This is a genomic window from Pseudothermotoga sp. (assembly GCA_025060105.1).
In the GTDB taxonomy this organism is placed as follows: Bacteria; Thermotogota; Thermotogae; order Thermotogales; family DSM-5069; genus Pseudothermotoga_A.
Genome location: JANXCS010000003.1, coordinates 163,297 through 187,739, shown reverse-complemented (window position 1 = coordinate 187,739; position 24,443 = coordinate 163,297). Strand labels below are relative to the sequence as shown.

22 protein-coding genes and 1 tRNA gene are annotated in these 24,443 nt (G+C 48.1%); 11 read left to right on the top strand and 12 right to left on the bottom strand.

Annotation, left to right across the window (positions count from 1 at the left end; translation table 11 throughout):
• Positions 1–7: 7 nt before the first annotated feature.
• The 6 genes from nusB to scpB are packed head-to-tail and all read left to right on the top strand — an operon-like array spanning position 8 to position 5,068.
• Positions 8–412, top strand: a complete 405-nt coding sequence (nusB, locus tag NZ875_04335) for a transcription antitermination factor NusB (protein ID MCS7174966.1) — start codon at positions 8–10, stop codon at positions 410–412.
• 15 nt (positions 413–427) lie between these two features.
• Positions 428–2,074: a formate--tetrahydrofolate ligase gene (locus NZ875_04330; protein MCS7174965.1), complete on the top strand. Its 1,647-nt coding sequence runs from the start codon at positions 428–430 to the stop codon at positions 2,072–2,074.
• A gap of 15 nt (positions 2,075–2,089) precedes the next feature.
• Positions 2,090–2,905 carry a bifunctional 5,10-methylenetetrahydrofolate dehydrogenase/5,10-methenyltetrahydrofolate cyclohydrolase gene (locus tag NZ875_04325; protein ID MCS7174964.1) on the top strand — a complete coding sequence of 272 codons (816 nt, stop codon included), beginning with the start codon at positions 2,090–2,092 and terminating at the stop codon, positions 2,903–2,905.
• On the top strand, positions 2,902–3,882 hold the full coding sequence (gene trpS, locus NZ875_04320) for a tryptophan--tRNA ligase (protein MCS7174963.1): 981 nt from the start codon (positions 2,902–2,904) through the stop codon (positions 3,880–3,882). The genes NZ875_04325 and trpS overlap by 4 nt, the downstream gene beginning before the upstream one ends.
• A gap of 9 nt (positions 3,883–3,891) precedes the next feature.
• Complete coding sequence (locus NZ875_04315) at positions 3,892–4,593, top strand: segregation/condensation protein A (protein MCS7174962.1); 702 nt, start codon at positions 3,892–3,894, stop codon at positions 4,591–4,593.
• Positions 4,571–5,068, top strand: coding sequence for an SMC-Scp complex subunit ScpB (gene scpB, locus NZ875_04310; protein MCS7174961.1), 498 nt, complete (start codon positions 4,571–4,573; stop codon positions 5,066–5,068). The genes NZ875_04315 and scpB overlap by 23 nt, the downstream gene beginning before the upstream one ends.
• Here scpB and nuoF (NZ875_04305) read toward each other — a convergent pair.
• The 8 genes from nuoF (NZ875_04305) to NZ875_04270 all read right to left on the bottom strand — a co-directional run bounded on the left by nuoF (NZ875_04305) (position 5,052) and on the right by NZ875_04270 (position 12,694).
• Entirely contained in the window at positions 5,052–6,680 is a 1,629-nt protein-coding gene (gene nuoF, locus NZ875_04305) for an NADH-quinone oxidoreductase subunit NuoF (GenBank protein MCS7174960.1), read from the bottom strand. The genes scpB and nuoF (NZ875_04305) overlap by 17 nt on opposite strands.
• Positions 6,677–7,165 carry an NADH-quinone oxidoreductase subunit NuoE gene (gene nuoE, locus NZ875_04300; GenBank protein ID MCS7174959.1) on the bottom strand — a complete coding sequence of 163 codons (489 nt, stop codon included), beginning with the start codon at positions 7,163–7,165 and terminating at the stop codon, positions 6,677–6,679. The genes nuoF (NZ875_04305) and nuoE overlap by 4 nt, the downstream gene beginning before the upstream one ends.
• 14 nt (positions 7,166–7,179) lie before the next feature.
• Positions 7,180–8,979 carry an NADH-quinone oxidoreductase subunit NuoF gene (gene nuoF, locus NZ875_04295; protein ID MCS7174958.1) on the bottom strand — a complete coding sequence of 600 codons (1,800 nt, stop codon included), beginning with the start codon at positions 8,977–8,979 and terminating at the stop codon, positions 7,180–7,182.
• 1 nt (position 8,980) lies between these two features.
• A complete protein-coding gene (locus tag NZ875_04290; protein MCS7174957.1) occupies positions 8,981–9,358 on the bottom strand; it encodes a (2Fe-2S) ferredoxin domain-containing protein in 378 nt (125 codons plus the stop codon).
• Positions 9,355–9,795: an NAD(P)H-dependent oxidoreductase subunit E gene (locus tag NZ875_04285; protein ID MCS7174956.1), complete on the bottom strand. Its 441-nt coding sequence runs from the start codon at positions 9,793–9,795 to the stop codon at positions 9,355–9,357. Before NZ875_04285 ends, NZ875_04290 begins: the two co-directional genes overlap by 4 nt.
• A 108-nt stretch (positions 9,796–9,903) precedes the next feature.
• A complete protein-coding gene (locus tag NZ875_04280; GenBank protein MCS7174955.1) occupies positions 9,904–11,565 on the bottom strand; it encodes a sensor domain-containing diguanylate cyclase in 1,662 nt (553 codons plus the stop codon).
• Positions 11,566–11,615: 50 nt separating this feature from the next.
• Positions 11,616–11,706 (bottom strand) — tRNA-Leu (locus tag NZ875_04275).
• 79 nt (positions 11,707–11,785) lie between these two features.
• Positions 11,786–12,694: an AEC family transporter gene (locus tag NZ875_04270; protein ID MCS7174954.1), complete on the bottom strand. Its 909-nt coding sequence runs from the start codon at positions 12,692–12,694 to the stop codon at positions 11,786–11,788.
• A gap of 95 nt (positions 12,695–12,789) precedes the next feature.
• Between NZ875_04270 and NZ875_04265 the strand changes: the two genes are divergently transcribed.
• Genes NZ875_04265 through NZ875_04245 form a run of 5 tightly spaced genes read left to right on the top strand, consistent with a single transcriptional unit; the run spans position 12,790 to position 20,204 of the window.
• Entirely contained in the window at positions 12,790–13,830 is a 1,041-nt protein-coding gene (locus NZ875_04265; GenBank protein MCS7174953.1) for a DUF362 domain-containing protein, read from the top strand.
• A gap of 15 nt (positions 13,831–13,845) precedes the next feature.
• Complete coding sequence (locus NZ875_04260; GenBank protein MCS7174952.1) at positions 13,846–15,051, top strand: adenosylhomocysteinase; 1,206 nt, start codon at positions 13,846–13,848, stop codon at positions 15,049–15,051.
• A 23-nt stretch (positions 15,052–15,074) separates the two neighbouring features.
• Positions 15,075–17,072 carry an alpha-amylase family glycosyl hydrolase gene (locus NZ875_04255; GenBank protein MCS7174951.1) on the top strand — a complete coding sequence of 666 codons (1,998 nt, stop codon included), beginning with the start codon at positions 15,075–15,077 and terminating at the stop codon, positions 17,070–17,072.
• Positions 17,069–17,686, top strand: coding sequence for a hypothetical protein (locus NZ875_04250; protein ID MCS7174950.1), 618 nt, complete (start codon positions 17,069–17,071; stop codon positions 17,684–17,686). The genes NZ875_04255 and NZ875_04250 overlap by 4 nt, the downstream gene beginning before the upstream one ends.
• 10 nt (positions 17,687–17,696) lie before the next feature.
• Positions 17,697–20,204: an AAA family ATPase gene (locus tag NZ875_04245; GenBank protein ID MCS7174949.1), complete on the top strand. Its 2,508-nt coding sequence runs from the start codon at positions 17,697–17,699 to the stop codon at positions 20,202–20,204.
• On the opposite strand, the gene NZ875_04240 is transcribed toward NZ875_04245, so the two are convergent.
• Genes NZ875_04240 through NZ875_04225 form a run of 4 tightly spaced genes read right to left on the bottom strand, consistent with a single transcriptional unit; the run spans position 20,201 to position 24,442 of the window.
• Positions 20,201–21,808, bottom strand: a complete 1,608-nt coding sequence (locus NZ875_04240) for a sensor domain-containing diguanylate cyclase (GenBank protein MCS7174948.1) — start codon at positions 21,806–21,808, stop codon at positions 20,201–20,203. The two genes, NZ875_04245 and NZ875_04240, sit on opposite strands and share 4 nt — an antisense overlap.
• Positions 21,805–22,881: a Gfo/Idh/MocA family oxidoreductase gene (locus NZ875_04235; protein MCS7174947.1), complete on the bottom strand. Its 1,077-nt coding sequence runs from the start codon at positions 22,879–22,881 to the stop codon at positions 21,805–21,807. The genes NZ875_04240 and NZ875_04235 overlap by 4 nt, the downstream gene beginning before the upstream one ends.
• The gene (gene wecB, locus NZ875_04230; protein ID MCS7174946.1) at positions 22,878–23,957 is read right to left on the bottom strand and encodes a UDP-N-acetylglucosamine 2-epimerase (non-hydrolyzing); all 1,080 of its coding nucleotides are present in this window, start codon (positions 23,955–23,957) and stop codon (positions 22,878–22,880) included. The genes NZ875_04235 and wecB overlap by 4 nt, the downstream gene beginning before the upstream one ends.
• Positions 23,954–24,442: a hypothetical protein gene (locus NZ875_04225; protein MCS7174945.1), complete on the bottom strand. Its 489-nt coding sequence runs from the start codon at positions 24,440–24,442 to the stop codon at positions 23,954–23,956. The genes wecB and NZ875_04225 overlap by 4 nt, the downstream gene beginning before the upstream one ends.
• Position 24,443 lies beyond the last annotated feature (1 nt).

Genomic DNA, 24,443 nt, shown 5'->3' with positions numbered 1-24,443 from the left:
CAGCAGAATGAGGGATTTAGTTTTCAGAGCGATATTTCAGAATGAATTTCGTAAGGATTCCGTGGAAGCCATTCTTGAGGAAGTTCTTGGTAAAGAAAAGTCAGATTCGATCCGTCGAGACGTCGAGCGGTACGTGAAAGGGATCTATGAGAACCTCGATTCGATAGACAGTAAGATAACTTCGTGCTTGGAGAATTGGACTTTGGACAGACTATCACTGGTGGACAAATGCGTGTTGCGTCTAGGAACTTACGAACTTTTGTACGAAGGAGACGTACCCGTTCAAGTCACACTGGATGAAGCCATCGAATTGGCCAAGAGGTACGGTACTGACAACAGTGGAAAATTCGTCAACGGTGTTCTCGATAAGATAGCCAAGCAGTTCGCCGCCGAAGAAAAATGGCGCTTGTGAAGGGGGATGATGGGAGTGGCTGGTTCGTCCACGTTTCAGCTGAAACCGATCAGAAAGATCGCGGAGGCGCTTTCTATCCCTCCAGAGTACTTGAAGTTTTACGGAGATCACGTGGCGAAGGTTTCACACAAACTTTTGAATCATCTCGAACCGAAGGGTAAGCTGATCGTCGTCACTGCCATGACTCCCACACCCGCCGGCGAGGGTAAAACCACCACGAGCATAGGTTTGTCTATGGCCATCAACAAGCTCGGTTACAGCTCTATCGTGACCTTGAGAGAGCCTTCTCTTGGACCTGTGTTCGGCATAAAGGGTGGTGCCACCGGCGGTGGGAAAGCTCAAGTGTTGCCGATGGAAGACATCAACTTGCATTTCACCGGTGACATACACGCAGTCACGAGTGCCCACAACTTGATATCCGCCATGATAGATGCGCACATAAAGTTTGGAAACGAACTAGACATCGATGTGACGAGGATCAGCTGGCCAAGGGCTATGGATATGAACGATCGAGCGCTCAGACAGATCATCGTGGGGCTGGGGGGACACGCGAACGGTTATCCAAGACAGGATGGATTCGTGATCACGGCAGCTTCAGAGATCATGGCCATACTCTGTCTCGCCAAAGATCTTCAAGATCTCAAAAAGCGTGTTGGGGAAGTCGTGATAGGCTGGACCAGGACGAACAAGCCTGTGAGAGTTTTTGATTTGAAGGTCCAAGGATCTGTCGCCGTGCTTTTGAAAGACGCGCTGAATCCAAACCTAGTACAGACCAGCGAGAATACTCCAGCGTTCATTCACGGTGGACCTTTCGCGAACATCGCCCACGGTACGAATTCGATCATCGCAACGAAGATGGCCTTGGGGTTGAGTGACTTTGTTGTAACGGAGACTGGCTTCGGATCGGACCTTGGTGCGGAAAAGTTCTTAGATTTCGTTGCACCGACGGCTGGCTTTAAACCATCACTGATCGTTATCGTTGCAACCGTGCGCGCTTTGAAGTACCACGGTGGTATGAACTTGAAAGAGCTCGGCACACCGAACATCGAAGCGTTGCATCGGGGCATCGAGAATTTGAAGGTTCACATCGAAAACATGAGAAAGTACGGTTTACCGGTGGTCGTTGCGGTGAACCGTTTCGATACGGACGCCCCGCAAGAGATAGAATTTTTGTGTGAAAAAGTTGAAAAGTTGAATGTCGCCGTAGCGGTCAACGAGGCGTTCGCAAAAGGTTCAGAGGGCGCGTTGGATCTGGCAAGAAAAGTTGTGCAACTGGCCGATGGAACCAATTATCGGCCGTTGTTCGACGCTTCGGAACCCATTCGAAAGAAAATAGATGTTCTCGCCAGAGAAATCTACAGGGCCAAGGATGTGGCCTTCACGAAGGATGCCGAAGAGTCTCTAGAAAGACTCGAACAGAACGGTTATGGGAACTTACCCGTCATAGTGGCGAAGACTCAGTATTCCATCTCGGACGATCCTGCGAAGTTGGGTGCTCCCAGAGATTACACCTTCACGGTGAGAGACTTTCTGCTTTCGGCTGGGGCAGGTTTCGTCGTTGCGGTGTGCGGAGACATCATGTTGATGCCTGGACTGGGGAAGAAGCCGAATGCGGTGAACATCGATATCGATCCGGATGGTAATATAATTGGTCTTTTCTGAAGGCTGGTGGTCTTCTTGTACATCGACTGTAAAACCATAGCGAAGTCGATCGATGAGGAAACGTTGAATCTATCGAGCCGTGTCAAACCAAAACTGGTGAGTTTCGCTATCAATCCTGACGAAAGCACACTCGCGTATCTGAGAAATCAGCAGAAAAAAGCTAAGGCGTTGAACATAGAACACGAGATATTGGTGTTTGAAAGCGTTGAAACTTTCCAAGAGAAACTCTTAAAAGCTTGTAACGATGACACCGTTCATGGCATCTTCGTGGCACATCCCTTGCCGGCAGGAGTCGACGAACTGAAGATCGCTTGCCTCATAAATCCAGACAAAGACGTGGAGGGTAGAAACCCTGTGAATCTTGGACGACTCATGTACGGAGAAGAGACGTTCGCTCCCTGCACAGCTGCAGCTGTGGTTGAAATCCTCACAAGGACGACGGACTTGACGGGCAAAAACGCCGTCATCTTGGGTAGGAGTAACACAGTCGGACTCCCGTTGTCCGTGATGTTGCTCAGGAGGGATCGCAGTGCCACAGTGACAGTTTGTCATACGAAGACGAGAGACATCGGTGAAATGACTGCACGAGCCGACATAATCGTCGTGGCCGTTGGAAAGGCCAACTTTTTGAAACCACACATGGTCAGAGAAGGAGCGATAGTGATAGATGTTGGTATAAACGTTGTGAACGATAGGATCGTCGGTGATGTGGATCCGGAAGTTGCAAACAGAGCGACACTCACACCCGTACCAGGAGGTGTCGGTGTCGTCACGACGGCCATCCTCATGAACCGCGTCGCTCGGATCGCGTCGAGGGGTGATCGTTTTTGAGGCTTCTCAGTGGTGTTAGACCCACGGGCAAACCTCACATTGGAAACTACGTGGGGGCCCTCAGGAACTGGAAGTCACTCCAAGATATGGGTCATGAGTGTTTTTTCTTCGTTGCGGATTGGCACGCGTTGACCACTGCCTACGAAGATACCAAGCAACTCCAGCAGAACACCGTCGAGGTCATGAGGGCATTCCTGGCGTGCGGTTTGGATCCGAATAAGTCCGTGCTCTTCGTTCAATCTGGAGTGAAAGAGCACGCAGAGCTTGCTTTGTTGTTTTCAATGATCGTTCCTCTACCGTGGTTGGAGAGGGTACCCACCTACAAAGAGATGAAACAGCAACTGTCCGATAAAGACCTTTCCAACACCGGCTTTCTTTTGTACCCGGTGCTTCAGGCGGCCGATATACTCATCTATTTGGCTGAGGGTGTTCCAGTTGGGGAAGATCAGGTGTACCACGTGGAGCTCACCAGGGAGATCGCCAGGAGATTCAACTATCTGTACGGTCAGACTTTTCCTGAGCCTGAAGTGATACTCTCGATCGTTCCCAAACTGCCTGGTACCGACGGAAGAAAGATGAGTAAAAGCTATGGAAACATCATACCATTGGAGAACACGTCGGAAGAACTTGAGAAGAGCATACTACCCATGGTCACAGATCCGGCACGGAAACGCAGAACGGATCCTGGTGATCCGAACAAATGTCCCGTGTGGGATTACCACAGAGCGTTTGGAATAAGCGAAGAGGAGAAACAGTGGGTGTTCGAAGGATGCACCAAGGCGAAGATTGGTTGTATCGACTGCAAGAAGCTCCTTTTGAAGAACATGAAAAAAGAACTCGAACCCATTTGGGAAAGATATTCCAAGATAGATGAGCGTTTCACAAAGGACGTCATAGAAGAGGGTAATCGGAAGGCAAAGAGTGTGGCGGAGCGGACGATGAGGTTGGTCAGAGAGAGGATGAATTTGCTCTTTTGAGGTGATGTTTTGGAACTCGTTTTCAAATTGCCACAGTTCGAAGGGCCATTGGATCTTCTGCTACATTTGGTGAAGAAGCGCAGAATAAACGTGCGACAGATACCTATTTCTCAACTGGCCGACGAGTTCATCGAATACGTTGAGCGGATGAAAAGGCTCGATCTACAGCTAGCTTCCGATTTTTTCGTCATGGCGTCGCATTTGATGGAATTGAAATCGAAGTATCTACTCCCGTCGCTTTCCGAGAGGGAAAAACGGCATTTGATGAAGTTGGAAGAAGATCTTTACAGAAGGATAGAACTTTACGAGCAAGTGAAGCAGTTTGCGGAGCATCTCGAAAAGGATGTGAAAGATCTTTTTTTGAGAAAACGTGTGCGCGTCACTCCAATGCCGTACGTCCAACAGGAGAAATTACTCAAGGTTTTGAAAGCCATACTGGAGGAAATGAACATCAGAACGTCTGCCCTCAGGATCAAAAGATCTCCGATGACCGTGGAACAAATCATGGAAGAATTATTGGAGAGATTGACGGTCGAGCATGAGTTAAGCGTGTATGAAGTGTTGAGAGAATCGGCCAGCAGGTACGAACTGATCGTACGATTCCTCGCCGTGTTGGAGCTGATACATCTGAAGAAGTGCCTCATCGCCACTGAAGATGGAAAGATGTTACTCAGGAGGTACGAAGGATTTGAACCTCAGAGCGGCAGTTGAAGCGATCCTTTTCGCGAGTCGTGGAACGACTCTGAAAAAGATTTCAAACTTGCTCAAGGTGGAGGAAGAAAAGCTCATCCCGATAATCGAGGAAATAGAGAAAGAATACCTCGAGGATCGCCACGGAGTAGAACTCAAAAAGATCGGGGACGTCTACAGATTCTACACGAAATCTGATTATTCACAGCTCGCCATGAAGGCGACCAACGTGCGTGCAGCGAAGTTAACATTGGGTCAGCTCGAGATCGTTGCGGCGATAGCGCTGAACGGACCATTGACGGTCACTGCACTCAACGAAATCAGGGGAAAAGAATCGTCACACCTGGTTAGGGCTTTACACAAGATGGGAATATTGACTAAGAAAAGAAAATCGGGTCGGTACGTTTACGATCTGAGCAAATCGTTTAGAGAAACGATCGCGATAGAAAGTATGCTCGGCCCACAGGCCGAGCACACAGTCAAACCTTCGTCTTGACTTTGGTGGGTTTTTCGAACCTACAGACTCCCCTTGGACAACTCGAAGCACCTATGTGGTTGACGAAATCTTCTTTGAAGTTGTCTAGGATGGAGAGGAGTGGAACGTTGATGCTCTGACCAAGACCACACAGGGAAGCTTCTTGGGTGACTAGAGCGATCTGCTTCAACGTTTCGAGATCTTCCTTTTGACCTTGACCTTTACTCATCTTTCTGAGGATTTGCACCGCAAGCCTTGTACCTTCACGGCACGGAGTACATTTTCCGCACGATTCATGCTCGAAGAATTCCATCGTGTTCAACGCCACATCCACGGGACAAACGTCCTCGTCCATCGCGAGGATCACGCCTGAACCGATCGACACACCGTGATCTCGGAAAGATTCATAATCCAATGGCACATCGAGCTTGTCGACGCCTATGAATGTGCCAGCCGTACCGCCAGTCTGAACCATGTACAAACGTTTACCGCCGAGGAGACCTCCTCCGAATCTGTAGATGAGTTCTCGGACGCTGATGCCCATCGGAACTTCGACGATGCCTCTCTTGACGACGTTTCCCACCAAAGAGAAAACCTTCGTGCCGGGTGATCCCTTCGTTCCGAACTGCTTGAACCAATTCGCACCGTTCAAGATTATCTGCGGTACGTTTGCGAACGTTTCGACGTTGTTTATGACCGTTGGCTTGCCGAACAAACCCTGCGTTGGAGGGTATGGTGGCTTGAGCCTCGGTCTGCCCGATTTGCCTTCTATCGATTCCAAAAGTGCAGTCTCCTCACCACAGACGTAAGCACCCGCTCCAAGTCTCACCGTGAGATCGAACGAGAACCCACTGCCGAGAATGTTTTTACCGAGGAATCCATATTCGTAGGCATCCTTGATGGCTTTCTGGACGTTCTCGACCGAGCCGTAATACTCTCCTCTGATGTATATGTATCCCTTCGTTGCTCCAACGGCGTATCCACAGATTATCATCGCCTCTATAACTGAGTGTGGGTCACCCTCCATGATCAACCTGTCTTTGAACGTACCTGGTTCACCTTCATCCGCGTTGCAGACCACGTATTTCTGATCGGCTTGAACTTTCGCCGTGAATTCCCACTTCAACCCCGTTGGGAAACCGGCACCGCCTCTACCTCTCAAACCGGATTCCTTGATCGTTTGGATGACTTGTTGTGGGGTCATTTCGAACAAAGCCTTGTGGAGTGCAAAGTAACCGTCTCTGGCGATGTACTGATCTATACTTTTTGGATCTATCACACCCACGTTCCTCAGAACTATGCGAACCTCTTCCGTCACTCTCTCCTTTTCGACGACGAGTTTCAAACGCTCTTTGGGTAGCTCGAGTGGAAGAACAGCTCGGCCTTTGAGCAGATGTTCAGAAACGATCTTTTCTACATCTTCAATGGAGCGAACGGAATAATAGATGTCGTCTGGGAAGATTGCCATGACGACACCTTGAGTGTAGACACCCATGCTACCAGTTTCGAGCACGTCCACCGTATCTCTGAGGTTGTACTTTTCGATCGCTTCCTTCAAATAGTTGACGAACTGCTTTGCTCCAAGCAGAATGCTGTTCGAGTCCACCGATACTAAGACCAATATGGGCTTCATCTGCCCTCACCCCTCGCTCTGAGGCTCTCGATGAGCTCTTTAACCTTTTTAGGCGTGAGGTCGCCGTAGTACTCATCGTTCACCATGATGACCGGTGCCACACCGCAGAGCCCCAGACAGCTGGTTCTTTCGAGTGTGAACAGACCGTCACTCGTCGTTTGGTCAAAATCGATACCCAGCGTTTGCTTGAGCGTCTCGATGATCTGTCTACCTCCAGTGACGTGGCAAGGTAAATTGACACAAACTCTCACAACGTACTTTCCCCTCGGTTTGATCGAAAACATCGTGTAGAACGTGAGCACCTCATAGACTTTGGACTCGGGAACGTTGAGTTCTTCAGCCACGAGTTTCGCCGCTTCCACAGGTATGTAGCTACCAAAATGGTTCTGTATTTGATGCAAAGCATTGATGAGCATATCGCGCTCTTCGAGTGCCTGTTGCTTTATGTTTCGCACCAGATTAACGATCGCTTCGCGGTCGACCACCAGCTACTCCCCCTTCACGGTGAGACTTTGCTTATGGCTCCAAACCTACAAACCTCTATGCAGCTTCCACACCTCACGCACACATCGTTGTCTATCGTGTGAACCTTCCTGAGTTCACCACTTATCGCGTTGACGGGACAAACGCGTGCACAAGCGGTACAACCAACGCATTTCGATGGATCGATGACGTACCTCACGAGGGCTTTACAACGCAGAGCTGGACATCTTTTTTCTCTAACGTGCGCCTCGTACTCGTGACGGTAGTACCTGAGAGTGCTCAGCACTGGATTGGGTGCAGTTTGACCAAGTCCACACAGAGATGTATCTTTTATGATGTTGCCAAGCGTTTCCAGTTCGATCAGATCTTTTTCACTTCCTTCGCCAGAAGTTATCTTTTCCAAAATCTTCAACATCTGGCGTGTTCCTTCTCTACAGGGCGTGCATTTGCCACACGATTCGTCCACGGTGAATTCCAAGAAGAATCTCGCAACGTCCACCATGCAATCGTCCTCATCCATGACGATCATTCCGCCTGAACCCATGATGGCTCCAAGCTTTTGGAGAGATTCATAGTCCACCGGTGTATCGAAGTATTCGGATGGGATACAGCCTCCACTCGGTCCTCCGGTTTGAACAGCTTTGATCTTCTTGCCCGTCGAGGAACCACCACCTATTTCGTAGAGCAGTTCTTTTATTGTGATGCCCATAGGTACTTCGACCAACCCAGTGTTGGTGATCTTTCCCGCCAGTGCGAAGACTTTGGTTCCAGGGGAAGTCGGCGTTCCGATGCTCCTGAACCAGTCTGCTCCCTTTATAATGATGGGTGGCACACAGGCGAACGTTTCCACGTTGTTTATCACGGTGGGACAACCCCACACACCACTTTGCGCTGGGTATGGAGGTTTGACCCTCGGTTGACCTCTTTTTCCCTCGATGGAGGCGATCAGAGCGGTTTCTTCACCGCACACGAACGCACCCGCTCCGATGCGTATTTCGATATCGAATCCGAACTCGCTGCCGAGGATATTTTCACCCAAAAAGCCGAACTCTTTCGCTTGAGCTATGGCGATCTGGAGTCTTTCTATCGCTAAAGGATACTCCGCACGGACGTATATGTAACCTTGATGGGCACCTATCGCGTATCCTGCTATCACCATTGCTTCCAAAACTGTGTGTGGATCACCCTCAAGTATGGATCTATCCATGAAAGCCCCGGGATCACCTTCATCCGCGTTGCAAACGATGTATTTTCTATCACCTTTCGCTTTCCTCGTCAGCTCCCATTTCAGTCCCGTTGGGAAACCGGCACCGCCTCTACCTCTCAACCCACTGCGTTTGATCTCTTCTATCACTTGTTCTGGACTCATTTGGGTTAGGACCTTGTTGAGGGCAAAGTAACCGTCCCTCGCGATGTATTCTTCTATGTTCGAAGGGTCAATGTAGCCCACGTTGCGTGTCGCAATTTTCACCTGCTTTGCGAAGAACGGGAGCTTGTCCATGGCCTCCGGTACGACCTCTCCCGTGGGCATCTTGTACAGATACTCCTGAACGATCCTACCTTTCAAGAGATGCTCTTGAACGATCTTTTCAGCAGCACGAGGTGTGAGCTTCTGATAAAAAACACCATCTGGATAGATGACGATGATCGGACCTAAACTGCAGGCACCCATGCACCCAGTTTCCACAACCCTTACAACCTCATCGAGGCCATATTTTCTTATTTCTTTTTTGAGGGCCTCCTTGACGCTCGCCTCACCTGAAGAGATGCACGCTCCTCCGGCACATATCAAGACCGTGCTTGTAGTGAGTGGCACTTCACATCTCTCCTTTTCTCACCATCAGGTCGGAGACAATCTGGTTTGCCATTATGTGAAGTTTCACGATTCTTTTCGCGTTCTCCGGCGTAACGTGCCCATACACCACTGGCTCTTGACCTTCCAATCGAACCTCAACGGTGGGCTCCACTTCGCACAGTCCCATGCAACCTGACTGCACCACCGCAACATCGTTTATGTTGTTTTCAGCCAGAGCTTCTACGATCGCTCGCAACGTCTCTTTGGCACCAGCTGCGATACCACAAGTCCCCATCGCCACGGTGATCTTACCCCTTTTACCGGTGTCTCTGAGCTGTAGTTCCTTCAACGCCCTCTCTTTGATCTTCATGAGCTCCTCAATGGACTTGACCTTGCTCATGACTTCACCTCCCTGTATTTCGCTATGATCCTGGGCACCATGTCTGGTTTCAATCTACCGTAGAAATCCCTCTCTCCGACCAGAACCACGGGTGCCATACTGCAAGCGCCCAAGCATCTGACGGCGTGCACGGAGAACTGACCATCCTTGGTTGGTTTTTCCAACTCCGCACCGAGCTCCTCGAGGAATCTTTCAAGAACTCTGTCGGCTCCTTTGACGTAACAGGCAGTCCCAAGGCAGACCTTTATTTGTACTTTACCCTTAGGCGTCATTGAAAAGAAGTTGTAGAAGGTGACGACGCCATAAACCTGAGAAACTGGGATGTTCAATGCATCGGCTATGTACTGTTGAACTTGGGGGGAGAGATAACCGAAGATTTCTTGAGCTTTCTGGAGGACGGAGATGAGTTTGTCAGGTGTTGCATTGATGGATTTCATGTATTCATCGAGCTCTTTGAAAAGCCTTTCTCCAGTCGTGCAGACGTTCTGCAACTGCTTCACCTCCTGTTAAGAATTTCACAAGCCTAAGAGAATTATATCACTCGCTCAACAGCTAAGCTCGTCGGTCGTTGCCACGTCGATACCTTTCCTCTTGGCCAGATACATGGCCACATCGGCTTTCCTTATCAACGCATCGAGCGTTTCACCATCTTTTGGATACTCCGCTACACCGACGGTGGCACCGACGCATAGCTGTGATCCATCGATCGAGATCGGCTTTTCCACAACGTCGATGAGCCTTTTCACTACATCCAAGGCACCTTTCGTGTCGCAATCATACAGAATCACGATGAACTCGTCTCCACCGAGCCGAGCAATAAAATCACTTGAACGAACGGCGTTGCTCATTCTTTCAGCAACTATCTTGAGTACCTCGTCACCCGTTTCGTGACCGTAGTTGTCGTTGACGAGTTTGAAATCAACCAAGTCGATGAACAGGATCACCAAGCTTTTGTTCTCTCTCCTAGCTAAGGACAACATTTTTTCTCCGAACTCTTCGAGGAATCTTCGGTTGGGAAGTTTCGTCAATGCGTCGTGGTAAGAGATGTGTTCGATCAATTTGTACTGCTGTTCGAGTTGTTCCTCCAACTTGAGCCTTTTCAATAACAGACCGACGTGGTTTGCGAACAGAGTGGCGACTTGAACATCTTCTTCGTTGAACGCATCTTCACTCTCGAAGTTGTCCAAGTTGAACAGAATTTCAACCTGACCTTCTATCCTCACTGGTACCACGAGAGTCGATTTGATCTGTTTGAGGCCACCGCTTTCGACGAGAGTTTTTAGCCTTTCCTGATCCAACATCTTCTCGTCCATCTCGTAGGGCCTTCTTCTGATCAGATAATCGTGTCGTTGAACCCACTGTGAGATCTCTTTTTCCAACATGACAACGCTGGAGAGGCGCGATAGATCGAACCCGACGGTGGCTATGTAGTGAAAGACTGAGTTTTTTCTCACGAGTAAACTTCCCGCTTGTGCGTTTGGTACGCATTCTACAGCTTTTTTGAGTATCAACTGGTACGTCGACTCGCTCACCCCCATCAGCATCTCACACGTGATATCGTTGAGTGCCTCGAGGATCAACGTTTTTCTCTCGAGTTTCTTTTTATGATCCAACTCTATTTTGATTTTGTATTCTCTTATCCTCCGATACATCAAGATTATCGCTGCGATCGACAGCGAAGCAACGATCGAAAGTGGATCGATCAGAGGAAGTGTAGCTTTTGCGTTCATACCGAACGCGAAAGGAAGACCTCTGGAGGTTATCACGATGTGGTCCAGATTCAACAGCTGCAAAATTCTTTGAACGTTCAGCTGAGCGACCGCGATCTTGTCGATAACATAGTCAGTCGTATCGTTGTTGTAAATCACCAGTTTGATGAGCAAATTTTCTTTGCTACCTTCGATCCTGTAAGGGACGAATTTTGCAGCCTCGTTTTCCTCAAGGTAGACTCTCTCGACGACAAAAAATTCCTCGACAATTTTGGAGAACAAACTTTCTGCGTTCGTACCGAGGAGTGACACGAGTTTGTACGTGGTGTCAGAATGAAAGTAACGCGCACTGATTGCGTTTGCCAACAGTTCAACGAACCCTCTGAACGTCTCTGAAGATCGTTCTAAATAGGTTCTTGCGTATCTTAAGTTGAGAAGAATCAATAAACTCAACACGGCAAAGAAAATTATTAAAAAAGCAAGAAGGCGCTTCCACATCGCTGCTCCCAACAGATTTTAACACAGAAAAACCCGCCTTTTTGGCGGGTTGGTGCCGAGGGCGGGAGTCGAACCCGCACGAGGGGGTCAACCCTCAACTGATTTTGAGTCAGTCGCGTCTGCCAGTTCCGCCACCTCGGCGCTCATTTTTGATTTTACCACATCCTTTGAACGATTCAAGTAGAGAGTAAAGTAGAACGAGAGTTTCCTTTCTGAGAAATTACACGATGAGAACGATCAAAAGCGGTAGACTGATCATCGAAAGGGCCGTGGAAAGCACCACTCCTTGGGCCGCCAGCTTGTAGTCTCTGTTGAACATCCTTGCGAAGATGGCCGTGTTCACACCCGAGGGCATACCCGCCATCATGACGGGGAGCATCTTGACTATCGAATCGGTCTTCAGATACTTGACGCACAAATAAACCATGAGCGGCGCAACGACCAGTTTCAAAATCGAAGCGAAATACAGATCGATCTTCGCTATGAAATCCTTCAAGTGTGCTTCTGCCAAAAAGGCACCCACGAGGAACATCGCTAAGGGAGTCGTCATAGAACCAACACTGTCGAGGACTGACTTCACCGTCGTTGGTATCGTCAAAGGTGTGAGGAATATGAGCAAACCTAGAAGAGTTGAAATCAAGCCTGGATTCAACAAGATCTTCGATAGGCTCAACTTACTGCGTGACATGATGCTCACACCGAGCGTCCACGTCAGCAAGTTGAACCAGATGTTGAAGACAGCAGAATAGAAAACTCCTATACTTCCAAACAGGATGGCCGAAACTGGATAACCAAGATACCCCACGTTTCCAAAGATGATCATGTACATGTAGACTCCGCGCTGATCTTCATCGAACTTTTTCACTGAGACGAAGAAATAAGCCAGAATCGTCGTGCAGGCGTACATGACGGCACCGAGAAGGAAAATCTGCAGGGAGGTTTTGGCGACCTCGCTGGAGAAATCTCTGTCCATCGAACTGATTATCATCGCGGGCAACGTGACGTACACGATCAAGTCCGAGCTACTCTTCGTGAATCCATCGTTCAACAGTTTTATCTTCTTCAGAACGAATCCGAATCCAACCAAAAGAAAAATCATCAGAACTTGGCTTATCACAACCTTGGTCATCGCAATCCTCCACCAAACTGATGATAAACTAAGATAGAACTTGGAGCGAATAGTGTTCAAGCAAATACACAACAAATTCATGACGGGAGGATTTTATGAAGATTTTTTTGCAACCTTGTGATTCTTATTTCGATGTTGGCGAAGTGCTGACGAAGATTTTACTGAAGCATGTTCATCTCTTCGAACCTGGCGACACGGTGTTAGTGAAACCCAACATGCTTTCAGCTCGCAGACCAGAAGAAGGTGTGACGACCCATCCTGCAGTTCTCCAGACGGTGCTACGGTTTTTGCACACTTTGAAGTGTCGAGCGATCGTGGCTGACAGTCCAGCTTCAGGAAATTTCGAAAAGATCGCGGAAAAAACTGGGATCAGAGATGTGTGTCAAGATTTGAACGTACCCATCTTCGAGCTGGATCAACCCGTCAGCGTGGATGGGCAGATCTACAAAAAAATACACATAGACAGAAGGATCTTTGAGGTCGACAAAGTCATCAATCTCGCAAAATTGAAAACGCATTCTCAAATGGTTCTCACCCTGGCTGTGAAGAACACTTTTGGTTGTGTACCGGGGTTGGAAAAGTCTGGCTGGCATATGAGGTGTGGAACGAACGAAAATTTTGCGGCCCTTTTAGTGGACGTTCACCGTTTGGTGAAACCAGTTCTCAACATAATCGACGGAATCGTTGGCATGGAAGCTAACGGCCCAGCGAACGGTAAAACTAAGCATTTCGGTGTGATCGCGGTTGGAACGGATGGATTCACACTCGATTTTGCACTGTGCAAGAGGTTGAACATCGAGCCAATGATCGTTTACACGGTTCGTGAATCGATGCGAAGGGGTTTGATAAGTGATCACGTTGTTGAAGGAAACTGGATTAACCAAATACAGCTTCCGAACACCGTCTCGGTTTTACCAGTTCCATCTTCCCTACAAAAGATCGCGCGATCTTTGTTCCGCTCTCCAAAGATTTCGAAGTCCATGTGCATTCGCTGTAAAATATGTGAAGAAAGGTGTCCCGCGAAGGCGATAGACATAGACGAATTCAAGATAGATTACGATAAGTGCATCAAGTGTTACGTGTGTCACGAAGTTTGTCCGCAGGGGGCCATAAAATTGGTGAGACGCTTCTTCTGAAGGAGGGGGAGGATTTTGAAATCTGGGCACGTCAAGATCGATTGGGTCTACAAATTCATGCCTCTTTTAAGATCGATCGAGGAAAAGTACGAACACAAAAAGCCATTGAGGGGGCTTCGCATCGGTATGTCCATACACCTCGAAGCGAAAACGGCCAGGCTCGCGTTGTTGCTCAGAGATTTGGGAGCCGAGGTGGTGGTGACGGGTAGCAATCCTTTGAGCACTCAAGACGATGTGGCGGAAGCTCTGCGAGAGAGAGGTTTGATCGTATACGCAAAGCGAACCAGCGATGAGCAAGTGTATTTAAAAGGCATCAAGGACGTTCTTTCAACCCAGCCGGATTTGATCCTGGACGACGGGGCCGACCTCACGGTGACGGCACACACGGAGTTCAAAGAAGGGTTGAAACGCTTGAGGGGTGTCACCGAAGAGACGACGACAGGTTTGAGGAGACTCAGAGCGTTGCAGAAAAACGGTTTACTCACAGTTCCAGTGATCGCCGTGAACGACGCTTTCACGAAACATCTTTTCGACAACCGTTACGGTACAGGTCAGTCCACATGGGATAGCATCATGAGGAACACGAACCTCACCGTGGCTGGAAAAGTGGTGGTGGTGTGTGGCTACGGTTGGTGCGGTAAGGGTGTGGCGATGCGTGCGAGGGGATTGGGTGCACGGGTCATAGTGACCGAGGTGGACCCAGTGAAGGCACTGGAAGCGTTGATGGATGGATTCGATGTGATGAAGATCTCACAGGCTGCGAAGCTGGGAGATTTCTTCATAACGGTGACTGGGAATACAAAAGTGATCAGTGAAAATGAGTTCATGCAGATGAAAGATGGTGCCATTCTGGCCAACGCGGGACATTTCGACGTAGAAGTTGACGTAAAAACTTTAGAGAGAATCTGTGTCGAAAAATTCGAAGCCAGGCCGAACGTGACCGCTTACAGATTATCGAACGGCAGAACACTGTATCTGTTGGCGGAAGGGAGACTGGTGAACTTGGCCGCCGCCGACGGACATCCTGTGGAGATAATGGATCTTTCTTTCGCTGTACAAGCGTTATCACTGATATACCTTGCGGATGTGAAGCTTGAACCTGGCGTTTATCCGGTTCCCAAGCACATCGACGAGGAGATCGCCGAGATGAAATTGGCAAGCATGGGTGTGGAGATAGATGAACTCACCGATGAGCAGGAGAGATATCTGGAAAACTTTTGAGGTGATAACAAGTGGTTTTCGAGATGTTGAGTAGTGTGAAATCTAAAGGTAGGATGGATTACTGTTTACCGAAGGTCTGGCTCGAAGGTTGGTACAGAGGTCCTTCGAGAGTGGAAGGTGAAAAGGTTTTCGTCGATCCTGCGGTTTTCTATTCATACCTTCGAAAGTGGTTGGAAGAAAACAAGATCTTCGATGCCAAAGTTGGCGAGTCTTTGAGCTTGCAGAGGGGTGAGTCTAGCAGGGAGTGGATAAAGCGGGCCGTTCTGTACAGTAGTTTGGTCCGCACCAACAGCGCCTACAACCACAAAGGTTTTGGAAGGTTCGAACAGGACGATGTACTAGGTTATCGAGAGAGTGGAACTTTTCTCAAAATGACGGCACTGTTACCACATCTGAAGAAACTCGGAGTGAACACGCTCTATCTTTTACCCATAACCGAATCGAGCGACGTGTTCAAAAAAGGTGAAGTTGGTTCACCGTACGCGGTGAAGGATTTTTTGAGGATAGATCGAAGATATCACGATCCGCTCCTTGAAGGTTGGCACCTTGAAGACGAATTCAAAGCTTTCGTTCAAGCTTGTCACATGGTGGGTATCAGGGTCGTGCTGGACTTCATCCCCCGTACGGCCGCTAGGGACTGCAATCTGATCTTGAGCCATCCAGAATGGTTCTACTGGGTGAAGCTCGAAGCGCTTTCCAGTTACGCCCCACCAAAGATCGAGAAACTTGGTTTCTGTCAACCAACCTTCGAACAGATGCGTGATCTGTACGATTTACCCAACGTTCGAGCGCACCTCGATAAGTTCAGTCAAGACCCTTCAAAGCTGAACCCACAAAAATGGCACAATTTCGTGAAAGATTGTCGGGAAGAAAACCTCATTTACGAGATCGCAAAACATTTCGGGGTGATCACGGCACCTGGTTTTTCCGATTGGGTGAACGACCCACAGCCGACCTGGGACGATGTGACGTTCTTGAGGTTGTATCTGGATCACCCGATCACCGCGAGGGGAAAGGTTGGAGAGGAACAGCCCCCGTACGTACTTTTCGACGTCATCAAAGCGAGTCGCTTCCCTGGAGAGAAGAGCAATTCAGAGCTTTGGGAATACATCGCATCGATCCTTCCACAATTTCAAAAGAAATACGGTGTAGATGGCGTGAGGTTAGACATGGGTCACGCACTCCCGGCAGAGCTTCAGCAGATGATCATGAGCAACGCCCGAAGAATCGATCCTGCGTTCGTTTTTATTGCGGAAGAGCTCGAACCTCACAGAGCGGCAGAAGCCGCCAAAGCTGGCTACGACGTTGTGGTTGGAAACAGTTGGTGGATGTTGCCTAGATTTCCAGACAAGACTTACGAATTTTTCCAGACTCTTTCGTGCAACATGGTTTTACCATTCTTGGCCGCGGCTGAAACACCTGATACTCCGCGGGTTGCAGTTAGAAGAGAGGCTCAAAGGCTCAAATACCTTTTACCATTTCTGTGTGCCTTCTCGAAGAACGGTGTGATGACGTTGAACTGTGGTCAAGAGATAGAAGAGACTCAGCCAATGAACCTCGGCTTGGACAACGATGCGTGTGGTAGGTTCACGTTGAGCTGTGACGATGAATTTCAAGGTAAGCTCGCCTTCTTTGACCACTACGTTTTACACTGGCACAGAACAGACCTCATCGATTTTCTCAGCGAACTCATCGGAATAAGGAATCAGTTTTTGGACCTGATAACTGATGGACAGTATAAACCTGTCTATCTCAGTTGGCAGGACGGCACCATCTGTAACGCATCTTATTGGACTCACGACACCGCCCTGATCGTGCTGGCCAACTTGAAGACAACCGCCAGCAACGTCAGCGTCCTGCTCGATCGCACTCTGGGTGAAGAGATCGAAGTGGAGAAGGTTCATTCCTGGGATGGAGCTGGATGGAAACAAGAGAACGTTTCGATGAAACTCGATTGTGAACTTCCTCAGCTCGGATTCAAGTTGTACATTCTCAAATTCAGGCGGGTGAATGAAGTTTGAGGAAAGCTCATTTGGCGAACCTCAGGTTGTTCGACATCAAAGATTTTCATTTTCCATTGGATTTCGAGCAAGTACAGAAGATAAAGAAAGCAATTTTTACAGAGTTTTTGAGCTTGGATGCCGAAGAGTTGTTCGCTTGGGAACTCTTTGGAGATCTCGCGATGCCTGGCCAGATAATCGAGGTGTTGTCCCTCGTACCGAACGATAAAGTGCTCAAGTTGTGTGATCGTAACTCACCACTGGCTCGTTTGACTCTCCCCAGAAACGTTTTGATCTTCGATTCATTCGAAACGGTGTGTCCGAGTTTTTCTTCGAATCCTTTAGAGGTCGAGCAACCGGTTTTCTGTGTGGAGGAAAACGCCACCTTCAGTTTCGTTAAAAGCTCAGTGAAAGGTTGTAGACCAGTTCAAAAAGACGTGCTGAACATCCCTGAAGAGGGACAGTTCGTCTACACTGTGGATGTCGTGACGAAGGAAAAGGCACGTGAGCTTTCACAACTGGGGGTCTTCGTTTTCCGAACTTGCGGGAACCCTGAGAAAGAATCGGAGAAAAAGATATTTGAAAAATGTCCAGAACAATTGAGATGTTTGTTGATAGAGATTCTAAGCCTGTAGGGGTGAAACGGTGGAGATACGTAGGGTGAACATCAAAGCGTTCGGCAAGTTCAAAAATTTTCAGCTGTCTTTGGAGCCTGGTTTGAACGTGATATACGGACCCAACGAATCGGGTAAAACGACTCTCTACAACTTCATCCGATCGTGCATCTGTGGCCTATCCGAAGGTGAATTGGTGAGGTATCAGCCTTGGGATGGGTCAGAACTGGATGGAGAACTCTGTTTGATGTACGAAGGTGGGGAAAAAATTCTGAATTGTTCGACATCGAATCAGTTGCTCGAAAAGGGCTTGGCCGACAGTCTGATCTTTCTGAGCGATGAAGAGGACGTAACCGTTCAAAGAGTTCAAGATTCGATCATCGCGAGGTTGAAGAACAACGTTCAACGTATCGAGGAAGCTCAATTGATGAAAGATTTGTTGGAAAGAATACCAGCCTACTTTGAAAAACTCCTCTCTGAGAAAAAACGTTTCGAGGAAGAATTGCACCGATTGGAACTTGAGATCGAAAGATTTCAGCAGACCAGACAGGAACTTTTCCTAAAGCATGAGGAAATTTCGAAGATGAAACACAGATTGTCCGTGTTGGAGAAAGAACAGGCTGGACTCAAGGCCCAATTGGTGCGTTTGAATGAAAGTTTTAAACAGCGTTTAGAAATGATCCAACAGAGCCTCAACAGAGAGTTGGAGAGGGTGGAGAGTTCCATCGAAAAAGAAATGCTCTTACCGAGGTTGGATGAAGAAAAGTACAGGCAACTTCAAGAAGAAAAATCACGTTTGGATGAATTGGAGGAAGCTTTGAAAGAACACAAGGAAAAACTGAAGGAGATTTCGAACCTTTTGCAAAAAACGTTGAACGAGCGCAACGAGTTGCTCGAAACGTTGAAGACTGAAGATTTGGAAACTTTCAAGCTGAAGATGAAGAACCTTCAACTCTCTTACAAGTTGCTCGAAACGAACTTCAAGCAACTGCAGGAATTCGAATCAAAATACGAACATCATTGGAAATCCTTCGAAGGTCTGAGTGAAGATTTCTTTGAACGTTTAGAACAAGAAGCTTCATCTGCTCTCAACCAAGAAGAGCAACAACTTCAAGAAAAGTTGAGATCTTTTCAAGAGCAGAACGCTCAGCTCAAGATCAAGATAAAAAGATTCCGTGTCGTAGGTATCTTTTTATTGCTGGCCTCCGTTGTTTCTGCGATTTTCGGTTTCACCCTGTCTGGTTGGTGGTTCATTCTATCTGGAGGTTTAGGATTCAGTTCAATCTTCACAATATTGAATGCATACAGATTGGACAAGACTTTGGCAGAAAATGAGGAGAACATGGTCAGATGCCAGTTGGAACTTCGAGCCATTGAAAAGAAAAAGGTTTCGATCTTACAAAGGCTCCTTTCGAGCTTCGGTGCGAAGGGGACTACGGAGTTGAAGGAGAGCTATGAGCGATACAAAAGATGGTTGAGGGAGAAAGACAAGTTCGAGCAATTGAAAAAAGATCTGGAAAAAGAGTCGAAGGATCTGTTGAAAGAGCTTCAACATTACGGGGCTGTGGAAATCACGGATGTACCGAGTGTGATACTGAGACTAGAAGAGATGGTTTCTCAAATAGATGAGAAGAATATGAAAATAATGCAGTTGAAGGAATCTTTGGAAAAAATAAAGGCTGATATATCTGCACTCGAGCAGGATCTACAATCGAAGACTTACAAGTTCAATCGATTGCTCTCAGACTTTGGCCTGACGAGTTTCGATGAGGTTGAAACTGCACGAGAAAGATTGCGCCGGATCGAGAATCTCAACCTTCAAAGAGAATCGATTGAACGGTTGAAAAAATGTGTGGAAGAAGTGAATCTATCTTGTCTCAAAAGGCAATATGTAGATCTTTCGGATATGATGGAGGAAAAAGCCAAGCTTGAAGAGTTGCTCAGAAACGTTCAAGAAGAGTCAGACAAGCTTCGATCCAACCTGGAAATGCTCGAGAAAAGCTTAGACGAAGGAGTGCTCATCGAGAAGATGAAAAGCACTTTGAAACAGTATTCACTGGTTCAGGGAGAAGTTTTGATACTGAACAGGAAGTTAGAAAAACTACAGTCACTTTCTCACTTTCTCAACAGCGAGCTTGAAAGATTGACTGGGAGTTATGTGAAGAACTTCGCAAACCTCTTCACAGGCATGTTCAAAAAGTTTTCAAAGATGGCCGAAGACGTGGTCGTCGATAAAGATCTATCGATCAGAATTTCGGCGAAGAATGAATTGCAATCGGTCAAAGGGACTCTCAGCAGAGCCACACTCGATCAGTTGATGCTTTGTTACAAGTTGGCGCTCTACAAAATCATCGAGCCGGCAGAATCTTTGCCACTGATCGTCGATAACTTCCTCATAAGGTTCGACGAAGAGCGTCTAAAGAGTGCTGCGGATGTTTTGAAAGAATGTTCAAAAGAAAGGCAGATCATACTGATGACCAGCGATCGCAAGCTCATCGATTTACTCAAGGCAGAACCGATCGCCGTACTTCACACCTAAAGGACCATGAGCCTGTCTTTTCCAGACACCTTGGCGATTTGAAGCGCTTGTGTTGCTGATTTTACGAGTTCTTGGGAATTTCTTCCATGTTCTGGGAACATCGCGATGCCGGCGCTAGCTGAAACCTTCGTGTGGAATTCCGCTTCCATTCTGCGTATTTCCTGCAGCAATCTATCGACGATCTCTATCGCCTTGGATTTCGTCACGTTCCTGAGCAACAGCGCAAACTCTTCTCCCCCGAACCTGGCTGCGATATCCGTCTTTCTCGTTCTGGTACGCAGAATATCGGCGATCTTTTCTAGCAGAAGGTCACCAACTTCGTGTCCGAACTCTTGGTTTATGCGCGAAAGATCATCCACATCCATGATTACGAGCGCGAACCGATCCGCCTTGGCCACCTCGGCCTCGACCGCTCCCAGGAAGGCTGAGTGGGTCAGCAAGAGCGTGTGTGAATCGTAAGAGCGCCTTATGACCACGTCTCGATACAACTCCGATCTTTCCAAAAGTTTGTAAACTTGATCGGCGATCAGTTCCAAGATCTGTACATCTTCTAGCCTTGGTCTTTTACCGCTGCGTGGCGCATCTACGGAGATGTAACCTACCATCTCCCTCGAAGGGTTGTATATCGGCACGATCAGGATATCGTCCGGTCGCCAAGCATCGGGTTCATCGTCCAACGCCGCGTTGAGGAAGGTGGCGACGTACTGTGAGGGCAGATCGATAGTACCTTCAGGGATAAAATAGGAGTTACTTATCCTGAAACGTTCTTGTGTGAGTCGAAGCACGTGATCTATGGGTGGAGGGTTCTCTTTGAGCCTGTTGAATTCCTGCTCGCTGATTCCGTAGTGTGCGACGCGTTGAACAATGCCGAGGCTCCTGTTCAGTACGCTTATGAGCACGTACTGAAAGCTGGTTATGTCGCTCATCATTTCCGCAAATTTCTTCAAGCTTTCAAGCACTGAGGAAGTCTGTGAAGAACTGCTCACCAGTTGTACCACGGCGGCCAACTTTTTTCTGAAAGCAGAATAATTCGACTCGAACCTCTCCAGCTCTTTCATCCTCGCTTTGTAGTTGATCGAGACGTTGTGGATCAGAAAGAGCAAAGCGTACACCAAAAAGCTCAACACAGCGTTCAATTGTTTATCCATCGTGTGAAGACCGAAGAGTGAAGCAACGAACAGGACGTCCTCTCGGAAAAACTCTTTCGACTTCGTCCAATCCATAGTTGATGAGAGTATGAACGGAACCAGACACATCGTCAAAGGTTTCCAGAGAGAGTTTGTGAATTGTTCCACCAACAACACGGTTATTGCAAAAACAACGTAATTTTTGAGGAACTCTTTCAACCTCTTTTGGCGTGTGGCGATACCTGTGCTCAGCGCCGAACCAAGCCCAACGACGAAAGGTAACATCGCTCTTGTTCCAAAAAGATCGTGTGGCAGAGCAACGAACAGAGCCGTGGATGCAGTTCGTCTTTTGCCCTGTAAGCTGAAGACCAACAGACTGTACAACAAGAAAACCAGATCCAGCAGGTTGAATCTGAAAGGTTTCAGTAGATACGTAAGGGTTGCTGCAACCACGATGCCGAGAAGTATTTTTTTCAACGCCTCCACTCCTTCATCTGGATTGTGGAAAACTCGAATGGGAATTCCACCCAGCCACCCTGCAGGGATGATTTGTATATTGCAAGGACTATCTCCACCGCTTTCGAAGCTGATTCTGCGTCTATGTAAGGTTTCCTGTCGTTCAAGATCGCCTCACAGAAATCTGTATAGAGCGGAACATGCCCATGACCGTAGACTGTGTCGGGATCGGGGAGATCCATGAAGGGATGGGATTCTTCGTTTGGAAATCTCCACACCAAGATTCTGTTGACCGCAAGTCCACCGATCTTGACTGTTCCGTTTTCTCCAAAGATCGTGAGTACCTCTTCAAGGTTTCTATCGAAGACGTTCGAAGTGGCTTCAACGATGCCGACACAGTTCGATTCGAATTCGATGATCCCAATCCCCAAGTCTTCCACAGGAATGTACGGATGGTTCAAGTTGTTTATGTGGCCAAAGACACGTTTCGGTTTCTCACCGAGCATCCACTGCAACAAGTCTATCCCGTGTATCGATTGGTTCATCAGCACGCCTCCATCCTGTTCCCAAGTGCCTCTCCAAGGATCTTGCTTGTAGTAAGCTTCATTTCTGTTCCAACGAATGCAGACAACTCCGTAGAATATCCTGCCGAACGCATTGGATTCGACTTTTTTCCGAAGCTCTTGTATCGGTGGGTTGAACCTGTTTTGATGACAGACTCCAACCTTCATGTTCTTCTTGGTAGAAGTTTCAACTATTTTGCGCAAATGCGCAGTATCCAAGGCGAGTGGTTTTTCAACTAGAACGTGTTTACCAAACTCCAGGGCTTTGATCGTCATCTCGTAATGTAATCCGCTCGGAGTGGCTATGGAGACGAAGTCGATGTCGTGGCGGTGTAACAGTTCATCGTACGACGTGTACAGTTCTGGCCGTATACCCAGCTTCTTTTCAAAAGTTTCAGCCGCTCGTTGCGCTCTCTCGGGGACAACGTCACAGACCGCTACAGGTTCTACAAGTTCAAAGTTTTTCACGATCGCTTCCACATGTTTTGTGGAGATCCTACCGCAACCGACCAGAGCCATCCGCAGCTTCATCTCGTCACGCTCCTCAAAATCCTCCAGATCCTTTCCGAGGTTTTACCGTCGCCGAAAGGATTTTCCACCGAGTCCAATTCTACCTCGCTGGCTGAGACCATCGCCCGATACACCGACTCTTCGCTCGCACCGGCCAAAGCTCCGAAACCTGATTCTATCAGCTCTGGCCTTTCGGTGGTTCGACGTGCGACCACGACGAACTTTCCAAACGAAGGAGCTTCCTCCTGAACGCCACCTGAATCCGTCACCACGAACCAACAACCCTCCAGCAGGGCTAGGAACGTCACATAATCGACAGGTTCCATGAGGAAGAAACGATGGTTTGCTCTGACCGTTTCGAAAACGATCTGTCTGACTTTCGGATTCTTGTGCACCGGAAGCACCACGTGAACGTCGTGTTCCATGGCGAACCTCGCCACACCGGAAAGTATGGAGATCATCCTCTCACCAATGTTTTCACGCCTGTGGAGAGTTAGCAAGATATACCTTTCGAATGGAACCGTGCGCGATCGAATCTCGTGCAGATCGAACTTTTCCTTTATGATTTTCAACGCGTCTACGACGCTGTTACCGACCACGTGTATGCGGTTTTCCTCGATACCTTCTTTGATGAGGTTTTCTTTCGCCTTGTTCGTTGGGGCGAACAAATATTCACTGACAGCATCGATGACTCTTCTGTTCATCTCTTCTGGAAAAGGATCGTACAGATCATGGCTCCTCAGTCCAGCTTCTATGTGAGCAACTGGTATCTTCCAGTGAAAAGCGCAGAGCGCACAAGAAAGGGCTGTGGTGGTGTCGCCTTGCACCAATAGAATGTCCGGCCTTTCAATCTGCAAGATCTTTGGCAGTTTCTGCATGATCGACGCCACGACGTCGTCGAGAGTTTGATCGTGCGTCATCACGTTCAAGTCGTATCTGGCCTTTATTTCAAAGACGTTCAGCATCATGTCCATCATCTCTCTGTGTTGTGCCGTGGCGACGACGAACGCTTCTTCGTTCATCTGGAGGAAGAACTTGTAAACAGGGGCCACCTTTATGACCTCCGGCCTCGTTCCAACGATGAAGCAAAATTTCATATTTTGACCTCCAGTGTGGTCCTGTTCCCTTTACTATCGATCGCGACACGCATGATGAGTCGACTGACCTCGATCTCGTGAACAGCCTCTCGATCGAGATCGACGTGCGCGATGATCCTCTGCATTGAAGGTCTTATTTCAGATTCAGGGACGAAGAGAACCCTTGCGAACTTTTTGAAGAGGGCTTCGTCGATCTTGCTGTCAAAAGCGATTATCGACGTTGCACCATAGAGAAAAGCTTTCTCTAGAAAGGGTTCACAGTTCTTTGCAGGGATCCCCCTCACCAAGCCTTGTTCGACGAAGCCGAAACACACGAGTTCACCCTTGATGAAATCTGGTATCAATCCTTCCGCACGTTCGTAGTTGACGATTCTCTGAAAAGCAGCTTCACCTACGAGCACGATCTTCCCTGTGAAGGAAACAACGTCTGAGACTTTCAACTTCCTGACGATGTTGAGAGACAACGGATACTTCATGAAGATCACG

Bases quoted from the DNA above. Each gene is read 5' to 3' on its own strand.
- NZ875_04290 (MCS7174957.1), bottom strand. From the start codon at position 9,358: ATGAGCAAGGTCAAGTCCATTGAGGAGCTCATGAAGATCAAAGAGAGG.
- NZ875_04285 (MCS7174956.1), bottom strand. From the start codon at position 9,795: ATGAAATCCATCAATGCAACACCTGACAAACTCATCTCCGTCCTCCAG.
- NZ875_04265 (MCS7174953.1), top strand. From the start codon at position 12,790: ATGAAGATTTTTTTGCAACCTTGTGATTCTTATTTCGATGTTGGCGAA.
- NZ875_04235 (MCS7174947.1), bottom strand. From the start codon at position 22,881: ATGAAGCTGCGGATGGCTCTGGTCGGTTGCGGTAGGATCTCCACAAAA.
- nuoF (MCS7174960.1), bottom strand. From the start codon at position 6,680: ATGAAGCCCATATTGGTCTTAGTATCGGTGGACTCGAACAGCATTCTG.
- wecB (MCS7174946.1), bottom strand. From the start codon at position 23,957: ATGAAATTTTGCTTCATCGTTGGAACGAGGCCGGAGGTCATAAAGGTG.
- NZ875_04255 (MCS7174951.1), top strand. From the start codon at position 15,075: ATGTTGAGTAGTGTGAAATCTAAAGGTAGGATGGATTACTGTTTACCG.
- nusB (MCS7174966.1), top strand. From the start codon at position 8: ATGAGGGATTTAGTTTTCAGAGCGATATTTCAGAATGAATTTCGTAAG.
- NZ875_04280 (MCS7174955.1), bottom strand. From the start codon at position 11,565: ATGTGGAAGCGCCTTCTTGCTTTTTTAATAATTTTCTTTGCCGTGTTG.
- NZ875_04270 (MCS7174954.1), bottom strand. From the start codon at position 12,694: ATGACCAAGGTTGTGATAAGCCAAGTTCTGATGATTTTTCTTTTGGTT.